We start from the raw sequence: 11,504 nt of genomic DNA on the forward strand, positions 1-11,504 counted from the left end.
GTTTCCTCCCTTTTAGAAAATGTGGTTATTTTTAACAATTAAAGTATAGTTCGGTAACGTTTCCAGTGTCAATTGTGCATAATTATAGTCTTTGGAAAACGTTTTTTGTGGAAAATTTATATAATCGAAAATGGCTACCGGTCATAAATGTATGTCTATTCCCCACTTGTTCTGTGAATTGTGCTTTTTTAGTAACAAATAAATGGATATTTGTGGTATCTTATATCCTTACACTGCTATTTGTTGTAGCATTTTGAGATTTTTGCTCAGAGTCTACGATATTATCTTGATATACATTGTTTCATTTGAGGAGGGTGCTATGAAAGATACTCCATTGGCGAAATATTTACGAATGCTTAGAGACAGCCATGCTCTCAAGCAGGATGACATAGCCAAACAGCTGGGAATAACCCGGGGGACCTATTCCCACTACGAGAACGGAAGGCTCACGCCTCCTGCAGATGCGTTATACAAGTTATCTTCTATCTATCATGTCTCGCTGGATCAGCTGGTAAGACTTTCCATGGAGAAAGATGGGGAGGAACTGATGAAGTTCCATTCGTCGGAGTTTGTGGAAAGTGATGATGATATCAAATTTAATTCTGATGCTCTTTACAATAACTTTCTGACCGAGTGTGCAGATATGTCGAAGGATGAGCTGGCGAAGTGGGTCACCATTGAAGACCGGGAGCTCCTCCACTACTATCATCGCCTATCCGGCCGTGACAAACGGATCGTGAAGTTCTTCCTGAAGGCCGTTGCAATCATGAAGTGATGGTCTTAGGACGAGTGTACCGGGGGAGGCTTCGGCGCACCATGAGAGGATGGAAAATATTCGCATCGTCCGAGTCCGGGCTCACCTATCGGACGATGCACCATGGTAAAATGCAAATATACTCGCATCAGCCCCACCGGTGATTTAGGGCGCTTCATCTGTCCAGAGGTCCTCATTTCACGTTGCTCAAAACACTCGGCCCTCTGGCCATCTGAAGCGCTCCTAAATCATCCGCTGTTCCTGAATGTCTCGCAATTTACATTTCCCCATGGCACATCGCCCGATATGTAAGCCCTCACTGGCAAGCGTAGTTCTTTTCATCCTCCCACGGCACGCCAAAGCCTCCCCCGGTACACTCTGTGCTATGGCAACCTTTCATGAATTACAATGGCTTTTTGCATTATCTGCGTGGCTCCCTTTGTCACGGCTTCCCACTCCAAGCCCGGCTCGCAGAGTCCGGTGAGGGGCGAAGACATAGGCACACATTATGTATTCTGAATTGCTTATGGGGGTGAAAAATCAGGAAAATAGGATAAGAATGCAGATTTCAAGTGGTTTTATCCTACTTTTTTTCTTGAGAAGTAGGATAAGATCAATAGTTTTGCACTATCTTATCCTATAATTTTTCAAAAAACACTTCAAAGCACACAGCAATACACGTATTAACGATAAAATATAGGATAAGACGAACCATTCTGGTGCATCTTATCCTATTTTGCTTGCAGAAAGTGAATTCATCGCCCCACTTCGCCGGTGCGATGAAGAACCCATATTTCAGTTCCTTGGAGGAGGCCGGGGTGCAGGGGCAGAGCCCTTGCAGAAAACAAGTCTCAGCCATAGAGTGAGTGGAGTGTCCCACCTGCGTACAATAGATGAGCGATAACGGGTCAACCTGAATTATGTCTCAGTTCCCCGTTATCGGCATGATGTGTGCTCGCAGGTGGGCAAGGATGTCAAGAGGATCGTGGAATACCGCAGCAGCTCGCTCAATAGCTTAAACTGGTTCAAATCAATGACTGCGAGCTGCGAGGATATGCCGCGAAAGCCTCTTTACAGCCGCAGAACAAAACGCCTCCTGGCCAAATGAGACAACAGAAACGGTTCTTGATGACTCACTTTTCCCTTTTCATACATCAAAGATTTTTAATGATATTTCTATAGAAATCCATATAATCAATGGCTCCGGTGTCGGGGTCGTAGTAGAAGTTGAAGGACCCTTCCGGAACGCGATAAACACGCTTGCCGGTCACGAGTTTTCCGTCTTTAAGGCAAAAATACAATGTAATCCGTGCTCCGGTAGAGGGGTCAACGTAAGTGGAGGTGCAGTCGCCGCTCAGGGGCTTGCCTGTGGATGCGTCCATGAACTTACCCAGCTTCATGTTATTATCCCAGGAAAATGTCATTGTGCATTTTATAGAGTAGGAACCTCTGTTATTAAGGGTATAGGTCTCCCAAGCCATGCTTCCGGCCTCGGTGGCTGCGGTGTAGTACCAGTCTTTTCCTTCTCTTCTGAAGGGTGACAGATCCTCAAGGCAAACACCATGCTTTACATGAACCAAACTCTCGCCCCGGTCCATGGTTCCTTCAAATACAGAGCCGTCGTCGTTCACATAGATGGGAAGGTTGTAATCCTCAAGCTCCCCTGTGTATCTGATGGGGGAGTATATACAGTGCTGGGACTGGTATCTCTCCATTACCGCCAGATCAGCCTTTGGAAGTCTTGAGAAGTCGCTGACCTCATATGCCTTTGTGCTGTCCTTTACAGGCTCACCACCTTGCATTACATAAATCTTCTTACCCTTCTTAACCAAAAAGGTTTTATTTGCATACGCAGATCTCTTGTAGTAGCAAAGTCCGTCGCTTTCCACATAGGTAAATACATCAACATCCTTTGAAATAAGCTTCTGGTTAATAACACCAGTAGTCAAATTTCCGTTTTTACCGATAAAGTAATAGCTTGCCCCAAGGGTAAAGGCTCTTCCTGAAACCTTTTTGCCATTCTCGTATTTAAAGCCCCCAAGGCTTCCATCCTTTTTATAGGTAACAAAAGCTGTTAAGTCATCATCAAGAGTCACCTCTGTAAGGGCTGTGCTCTCCTTGCCGTCCTTGCCGTAGTAGTACCACTTTTTAGAGGAGCATCTGATAACGTTCTTAAGCTGATAGCCTGTGGAAGGATCATAGTAGCTGCCATCTATCCTTCCGGTGGCGATGCTTCCGTCGGCTTTCCTGTAAATTGTCTCTCCCTCTTCTGATACAACGCCTTCCTCAAGTAGTTTTGCCACTCCGGCGCCGTCTGTAACGTAGGCCTTGCCATCTACGACATATTTACTGTTTCTTACCAGAAAGCCTTCATGTAAATACGGGTTCCTGGTCTCTCTGTTTGCAAAGCAGAGCTCTGCCTTTTTTCCGGTGGTGACAACATTTCCCGCGGAATCGAGAACTATATCGCCATTTTTATCAAGCTTGGGAACAGGCACGGTTGCTATTCCTGTTACTGCGCAGGCATCATCAGGAGAAAAATACAAATATGCCCCTGACATTATGACAGATCCACCGCTAAAGCTTGTACGCAGCAATCCCTCTTCAGGAATCCTGAACCATCCGCTCGTTACCGCGCTGCCTTCTCCGATAAGATAGCATTTTTCATCCACAATCATTACAAAAGGAGGGGTAAGATTAAAGACTTTATTGTAATGGGCCGGCTCTCCCTGGAAATAAAGGTATTTCTTGCCATCAACAGTCTTTAAGCCGTTAAGAAGGGTTCCGTCGGTATCAAAAGCAAAATCCTTATAGGCAGCACCCTCCGGTGTAGTAAGGAACTTCTCAACTTCAGCATCATTGGTAAGAACAAAATGATCCTCCGGCCCCTTGATCTCCGGATTCTCATAATTACTATGGTTTACCACGTGCTTCACAAAATTATCTGAATAATCGTTAACTCTCAGACAGCAATAACTGTCAAAGGAGTATCTCTTTCCCTTGGGATATTGCTTGGTCTTGATGAAAACATCGCCCTTGGCCAGCTCACCGGAGTTGTTCAGCACATAGTAGTAGCTGTGCTGAAATTTATTATAGAAAAATCCTTTCTTTGTCACCATGACTCCGTTCAGGATAAAGCATGTAGTTCCGTCCTTCTTCCTATAAATACCTTCATAGGACTGCTGGTAAACAGTGCTGTTATTTGCACCGGACTCCCCGAAAAGATAGTACTTGCTGCCAATTTTGGTCAGACCGGTGACCAATTCTCCGTTCTTGTCCAGGTAGTACATTTTATTTTTTTCTACAATCTCGCGGGGATAATATATCCAGCAGGAGGTAAGCATCTTTTTACGATCTGCATCAGCAAAGAAGCATCTGCCTTCCTCCGGCTTATTGGGATTCTTGTTAAGAAGATACGCCTGAGCTGCCTCGGTCTTACCATTCTTCTTTGCAGCGTAATAGAAAATCTGCGTTTCGTCCTCTACACTGCTAATAGAATAATCCTCATTGAACCTGTAGTATTTTCCGTCTATGATCAGGTACCTATCGCTATAAAGAAGTGGTCCTTCCTCTGAGGCATAGTAGGACTTGCCATTAAGGCTAAAGCCCTTGCCCTTTAAAATGACACCTTTTTTATCCGCATAGTAATAGTTATTGTTATAAGAAAAAATGGTGTTGTATCTGATAAGGCCGTAGGATTTGGCATCGGACAGTGCGTAGTATTCCTTTCCCTCCACCGCAAACATGCCGGTCTTAAGGATTCCGGACACAGGGTCGCAGTATCTTGCGCTCTTTGCATTTTTGGAGGTGGCAAAAAAGCCGTCTTCATCAAAATAGATAAAGCCGGTGCACATATAGCCGTCTTTGAAATAATAGAAATTCTCACCGATATGGGCCACGTTGTCGGTAAGGGGATTGCCGTCGTCGTCCTTGGCTTCTCCCTTGGCATTTTCGTAGGTCCATTTATTCTTTTTGAGTATCCAGCTTCCCTTGGCGGAGGCTGCATATAAGGCGGGATTTGCGATCATCCCGGTAAAGATTGTATCCTCTTCGAGGATTTCCTCTGAAACGCTGTTATCAACTGAGGCTTCATCTGCGGCTTCTTCAATAACTTCTTCCACCACTTCCTCAGAAACCTCTTCCTCAACATCAATTACTTCCTCAGAAGCATCCTCAGAAACTTCCTCAGAAGCCTCTTCTGTAACAGACTCTTCTTCAATGAGCATCTCTTCCTCAAAAGAGAGCTCCTCCGCAGCATAGCTCGTTCCCCCAAATGCCACACTGCCCGCGGCAACAGTGATTGCCGTGATCATGGCTAAAACTCTTTTTTTCATACTTCCTACCCTTTTAATTCGTGAATTTCAAAAATAAAGCAACGAAATTATACTATCAAACCGGCATAAAATAAAGCCAAAAATAAAGGTGAGACAGCAACTGCTGTCCCACCTGGCATTAACTTATTCTGCGGGATAAATACTGAATACTTCCTTGGCGCTTCCTGTGAAACTTCCCTTACCTTTGATCACTACTGTAGGGGACTTCTTGTCCTCAGGATCACCGTCCTTCACCTTCTTGTTGTTCTTGTAGGAAACTGTGTAATCAACGCCTTCCACCAGCTGCTCTGATTCTCCGTTGGCATTGGTGAAGTATACCTTTACAGCGGGCTTGGCCCCTTTCTTATTGTACTCGGCATCCTCCACCTCAATACTGATGCGGCCTGCCTCGTCATTTCCGATGTTGTAGGGAGTTACCTTGAAGGTTACCACCTTGCTTCCAACGATATTGGACTCTCCCTCCATACCCACGATGCGGATCTTGTGGGTTCCTGCTTTGGTATAGTCATACTCCATATGCTCTATGGAATAATCCTCACCGTAAACAAGGGCTTTTTTCTGATAATATACAACGGCGGTGCCATCCTCAAAGAAAGCTGAAAGGTCAGCCTCGGTGCCGATTACGCCGTAGCCAATCTTGAGGGCCTTGCGTTTTGCATCTCCCATGGAGAGCTTGGATGCGGAAATGATCTCCTTGGGGTTCACAACCTTAACGGTCACAAACTGCAGGGTATTATCTGTAAAATTGCTGTCCTCAAGGGCATCAACCCAGATGTAGTAATCAGTGTCTGCTTCCTTAAGGGCTGTCTTGGAAGGCTCTTCAATCTCTCCCTCCGGGCCCTCATAGCGCAAAACATAGTCTTTTCCTGCCTTGAGGGTCTTGCCCATATAGGTCACCTTAACCTTGATGCTGCTGAGCTTCTTATTTCCCTTGGATACGGGAATTACGGTCTCGGAAGCGATATAGGCTGCCTCCAGTGTGGCTTTTTCTATGTTAAAATAGAAAGTCTTTCTGCAGTTATATGCGCCTTTTCCCTTGATGAAGAATGAAGGCATAACCTCATCATAATTGGCTGAAATGTTGTTTTTGTAAGTTACTGTATAATCACTGTCCGCAAGTCTGTCTTTTGCATAGTATACAGAGATATCGTCGTTAAAAGTGATCTTGCTGCCGGTATAGGTTGCTGCATAGCCAAGGGTGGTCTCCGCCTCAGAGTCTGTGATGATCTCCTCATCCACCACGTACCAGATTCCTGTAGGCACATTGGAGGGATCATACTCAAAGCGTTCCATAATGAACTCATCGGTTATGTCACCCCAGTTATCATTTATATCTATTACATCTATATCTTCTTCCTCGTCCCCGGTCTCAGGATCAGGGTCAGGAGTCGGTTCCGGCTCGGGCTCAGGAGTAGGTTCCGGCTCGGGCTCAGGAGTAGGTTCAGGGTCAGTCTCAGGGTCGGTCTCAGGGTCAGGCTCCGGAGTGGGAGTCGGCTCAGGGTCAGGCTCCGGTGTTGGTTCAGGCTCGGGCTCTGGCTGAACATCTATATCAGCGTCATCGGTAAAGGCCTTGATCCTGAAGTTGTCCTCGAACTCCTGATAGTAAGACTCAAAATACATGATATAGCTCTCGCCTTCATGGGCAATGGTCTGGCAATAATCGCTGCTCCAGCTGGCATCAAACACAAGTCCGGAAGCATCAAGAGAAACAACTACCGCGAACTTGGTGCCTGCAGGCAGGGTAACGCTGTTTTTCAAAGGAACGGTGACATATCCCGCAAGTCCGGTGGTTCCTGTGGTTGTGGCCTCAGAAACCAGGGTTCCGCTGTTGGGCTTGTCCACAACGTCCTTATAAATCCTGATTGTATAGCCGGTATTCTCGGCCATTGACTGGAAAGCAACTGCCTTTAATACTTCGTAGTTACTTCCGGAATGGGTTGTGAAAACATTGGCTCCGGCGTTTGTATATCCGTAGGCACCGTTGAAAAAGCCGTCGTACTGATAGTTGTTATCATAGTTGTCCACTGTGGTAGCCTTGACACCATAGACATTGTTGTCAATGGAGGGCTCGTAGTAGGACATCCAGAAATAGCCTGCGTAGTCAAGGTCAGAAAGACTTCCGCTTGAGGCCCAGCTGTTTCTTATAAGAAAGGCTCCGTCACCGGGGGCTTTTTTTGCAAAATTCTCCTTGGGGAAATTGTCATCCCAGCCCACTACCACAACAGCATGGTTGGGCTGAATATAGGAAGAATTGTAATAGCTGTCATAGGTGTCACTGTAGATCTTGGTGTTCTTGGCAGCCTGAAGACTGTTCTCAGCGCCAAAGCAGATGCCTGCGGCGCCGTTCTCAGTTACAAGCTTCTTCAGGATGTTAAGATATGAAATATCACCGGTGGATCTGAATCTGTCGAAGTCCGCCCGGGAAGTATAGGAATCCTCAATATGGAAAGAATCATTGTAGGCCAGATCCTCGGAAAGGCCTGTCTTGATGATCTTGGAAGCTGATGAGTAAGGAACCAGAGTCTCATCTGCCACTCCAGTCCACTTATGAAGGGTGGTAAAGCCCTGCTCAAAGTTGCCGCCTTCGTTAAAGAAGTTGTAGCCTCTGTTCCTCATTGAATAGTCCCCCTCTGTTCCTTCCAGGGGATCCAAAGCGGTATTATAGGCAAAATATGCAAGATGAAGCTCTGAAAGATCGGGATCTGCGGAAAGTCCCTGCTTCATAAGAGATATCTCGGTGAGGGCTATTGTGGAAAAAGCCCAGCAGGTTCCATAATTTCCCTGGTTACGAAGATCAGGGAGATTGCGGTTTATATAGTATGAAGGATATGTTTCCTGAAAAACTGCATCCTCGTAGTCGTCACTTCTTATTACTTCATAGTCCATGCCCGCCGGGTTAAGTCCTGTGGCATAGATGATATCCTTTGCTTCCTCAGAAGGGGTCTCTTCCACCTCTTCAAAATCTGCCTGGGCGATGTCCTCAACTTCCTCTTCAGGCTCTTCCTCAAGCTCTTCCCCGGAGGCGATCTCAGCCTCCATCAGGATCTCATCGGTGTCATTTTCAAGAAATGCCTCGCCATCCGTTGCAAAAGCAGTTCCCGCATTAGAAAATACCATGGCACCGCTCAAAATCACTGCTAAAAATCTCTTATTCATACGCAAATTTCCCTTTCCAAACAATTTCCTTATTAGGTCCGTCTAAACCAAAAATTGAAGGCCGCATTTGCCACAATCATAACCGAAACCTCTTTTTTTCCTGTGAATTAATCATTAAAAACCTATAAAATAAGCCCTTTTCAGGGACTTTATTTCACGGATATTTTTGCAAATGAATTTATACTTCAAAAAAAGTGCCGGGCTTAATACCCGGCACTGAAAACATCTTATTTATAGATTGTAAAAGTCTTTTTGAAGGTTCCCTTGAACTGTCCCTTGCCCTTTATAACCACTGTGGGAGGATTCTTGTCCTTGGAGGTGGCCACCTTCTTGTTGTTCTTATAGGTGATGGTGTAATCAACACCCTTTTGCAGAGTCACCTTCTTGCCGTCGAGGCCAACGAAGTAAACAGTTGTTTCAGGCTTGGCGCCGTTCTTATTGTACTTTGCGCTCTTAACGGTCACTGTAAATCTGCCGCCCTTATTGGCTGCGATGTCAAAGGGCACAACCTTAAAGGTAAGGGTCTTGGTTCCCGCATACTTTCCGGAACTTCCGATGCACTCGATGCGGATCCTGTGGACTCCGATGGAGGAATAGTCGCTGTCGATGAGCTCCACCTTGTAGTCCTTATTGTATCTCAGGACTTCCTTCTTGTAATAGACATTGGCGATGCCCTGGGAAAGAAGTGTCTTAACATCGGTTCCGGAGTAGATCTCGCAGTAGCCAACCTTCAGCTTTTTCCCGGGTTCTGAGCCCAGAGTGAGCTTGGAGACAGCCACAGTCTCCTTGGGATTTATTACCATGACCTTGACGGTCTGGCCCAGCTTTCCTGTAAAGCTGCTGCCGGGAGCTGCCACAATGTTTATGCTATAGGTGGTTCCCGCCTTGGTGAGACCTTCCTTGGAGGGGGTCGCCACCGTTCCCACTGAGGATGAATACTCCAGGTCATAGTCCTTTCCTGCCTTCAGTGTCCTTCCGTTCCAGACAAGCTTTGGCTTAACGCCACTTAACTTCTTATCTCCCTTAGCCACGGTCACCACCGGCTCCGAGGTCAGCTTTGCCGCCGTCAGGGATACCTTTTTTATGGCAAAAAAGAAGGTCTTTTTAACAGGGTTCTTATCCTTGGTCTTGATGGTAAAAGAAGGCCTTGTGCTGTCGTCATAGGCAGCGGAAATGTTGTTGGCGTAGGTAATGGAATAGTCTGATTTTCCAAGCTTCTTTTTACCGTTGTATACTGCAATATTTCCGGTATAGGAGATCTTCTCTCCGGTGTAGCTTGCGCTGTAGCCTATGTATGAAGAACTTTTCTGAAGGAGGACATTTTTACCTATCACATACCATACGTCATTGGGGACGTTATAGGCTGAGTTGTTAAAATACTCCTTGATAAAGCTGTCTTTTATATCACCCCAGTCATTGTTGCCGGGATCGTCATCATAGATAGGAACAGGTTCCGGTTCCGGCTCAGGCTCAGGCTCCGGAGTTGGCTCGGGCGCAGGTGTGGGGGTAGGGTCAGGATTGGAGGCTGATACATTATTGGTATAGGCCTTGATCCTGAAATTGTTGGTGAGCTCGTTCCACTTTTCATTTCTGTAAACATAACTCTCACCTTTGTGTCCAACGATCTCAAAGCTGTTTCCGGAGTGGCTGAGATCCATTATAAGGGTGGGCTCACTCAGAGTGACAACCACCGCAAATTTGCTGTTTTCCTTAAGGCTCACAGGCTTGGTCAATGTAACTGTGTGATAACCTGAAAACTCCGCAGTCCCCTTGGTGGTGGATGCAGAGACCAGGGTTCCCGAATCCGGAATGTCTTTTACATCGGTATAAACTTCTATGGTATAGCCGATCTGTTCACCCATGGAGTAAAAGGAAACGGCCTTCAGCTGCTCACTGCCGCTCTTATTGGCGTGGGCTGTGAAAATATTGGCACCCTTGGATACCTGGCTGTAGTAGCCGTAGGTAAAGCCGTCATACTGATAGTTGTTGTCGTAGTTGTTGGCCTTCCCCACCTTCACGCCGTAAAAGTACTGATAAATGCTGGGCTCGTAATAGGACATCCAGAAATATCCGCTGTAGTCCTTGTTATCCAGGTCTCCGGTACTGCTCCAGCTGTTTCTTATAAGAAAGGCTCCGTTTCCGGGAGCTGTGGTAGCAAAGTGCTCCTTGGGAAAATTGTCGTCCCAGCCCACTATGACAACGGCGTGGTTGACACTGATATTGCCGGGATTATAGTAGCTCTTGTAGGTCTCGTTATATATCTTATTGGCAACGACAGCCTTCATGCTGTTCTCGGCGCCATAGCTCATGCCTGCTGCCCCGTAGTCGGTGATAAGCTTCTTGATGGGATTCAGGAAGCTGACATTTTTGCTGCTCCTGAAGGACTTAAGGTCCGCTGTGACCTCATAGAAGCCCTCAATATGGACCTGATCCTTGTAGGCCAGAGATGAAGACAGTCCCTTGGTCACGGCCTCGGAAGCCATGGAATAGGGCACGCTGCTCTCACTGGCGGCGCCGGTCCATTTCTGCAGGGTCAAAAAAGCTGTGTCGTAGTTGCCGCCGGCATCAAGAAGCCCTGCGGTTCTGTTCCTTATATAGTCCCCTTCTGTTCCTCCCAGGGGGTCCACCACTGAATTGTAGGCGAAATAAGCCAGATGAAGCTCTGACAGATCGGGACTTGAATAATAGCCCCTTTTCATAAGATTTATCTCAGCAAGGGCTGTGGTCGCAAAGGCCCAGCAGGTGCCGTAGGGACTCTGATTTCTAAGGGGCGGGAGCTTTTTGTTGATATAGCTGGATGGATAAGACTCCTGGAACATGGCCTCATCATCATAATCTCCCCGGAGGATCTCATGCTCCGTCTCAGGAACCTCATAGCCTGTCGGAAAAACAGTGTCCTCTGTCACTTCAAAATCCGAATCATAATCTGTGTCTGAATCAATGTCCGGCTCAGAAACCGGCTCCTCAGAAGATTCTTCCTCCTGAATGAGAAGCTCCTCATAGGGCTCCTCTTCCTCGGTATCCTCTTCGCTTTCCTGAAGGATGAGCTCTTCCCCGTCAAGCTCCTCCCCGGCCGCTAAACTCGTAAATCCTGTTCCCATGCTGCCAACAGCAATTGAGGCTGCCATCAGCACAGTAATTAGTCTTTTCTTCATACCTTCTCCTGTTTATAAGCTGTTTTTACTCTTAAAGCACAACATGTAAAAAATTATACTATGCAATTGAATTTAGCGCAATAAAGTTTCAGGCACCTTAGAATC

At 46.5% G+C, this 11,504-nt stretch carries 4 protein-coding genes; 1 reads left to right on the forward strand and 3 read right to left on the reverse strand.

What is annotated here, in order from left to right; genetic code table 11:
- The first annotated feature begins 319 nt into the window (after nucleotides 1–319).
- Entirely contained in the window at nucleotides 320–775 is a 456-nt protein-coding gene (locus T359_RS21580; protein ID WP_051545231.1) for a helix-turn-helix domain-containing protein, read from the forward strand.
- A 1,133-nt stretch (nucleotides 776–1,908) separates the two neighbouring features.
- On the opposite strand, the gene T359_RS0109890 is transcribed toward T359_RS21580, so the two are convergent.
- The 3 genes from T359_RS0109890 to T359_RS22795 all read right to left on the reverse strand — a co-directional run bounded on the left by T359_RS0109890 (nucleotide 1,909) and on the right by T359_RS22795 (nucleotide 11,399).
- The gene (locus T359_RS0109890; RefSeq protein ID WP_026517337.1) at nucleotides 1,909–5,088 is read right to left on the reverse strand and encodes a hypothetical protein; all 3,180 of its coding nucleotides are present in this window, start codon (nucleotides 5,086–5,088) and stop codon (nucleotides 1,909–1,911) included.
- Nucleotides 5,089–5,211: 123 nt separating this feature from the next.
- Entirely contained in the window at nucleotides 5,212–8,244 is a 3,033-nt protein-coding gene (locus T359_RS0109895) for a lectin like domain-containing protein (RefSeq protein WP_026517338.1), read from the reverse strand.
- A gap of 227 nt (nucleotides 8,245–8,471) precedes the next feature.
- Nucleotides 8,472–11,399, reverse strand: coding sequence for a lectin like domain-containing protein (locus T359_RS22795; protein WP_026517339.1), 2,928 nt, complete (start codon nucleotides 11,397–11,399; stop codon nucleotides 8,472–8,474).
- Nucleotides 11,400–11,504: the final 105 nt, after the last annotated feature.

It is taken from the genome of Butyrivibrio sp. MC2021 (assembly GCF_000621605.1).
Taxonomy (GTDB): Bacteria; Bacillota; Clostridia; order Lachnospirales; family Lachnospiraceae; genus Butyrivibrio.

What these genes read in the sequence shown, in the direction of transcription:
- T359_RS21580 (WP_051545231.1), top strand. Translation starts at nt 320, where the DNA reads ATGAAAGATACTCCATTGGCGAAATATTTACGAATGCTTAGAGACAGC.
- T359_RS0109890 (WP_026517337.1), bottom strand. Translation starts at nt 5,088, where the DNA reads ATGAAAAAAAGAGTTTTAGCCATGATCACGGCAATCACTGTTGCCGCG.
- T359_RS0109895 (WP_026517338.1), bottom strand. Translation starts at nt 8,244, where the DNA reads ATGAATAAGAGATTTTTAGCAGTGATTTTGAGCGGTGCCATGGTATTT.
- T359_RS22795 (WP_026517339.1), bottom strand. Translation starts at nt 11,399, where the DNA reads ATGAAGAAAAGACTAATTACTGTGCTGATGGCAGCCTCAATTGCTGTT.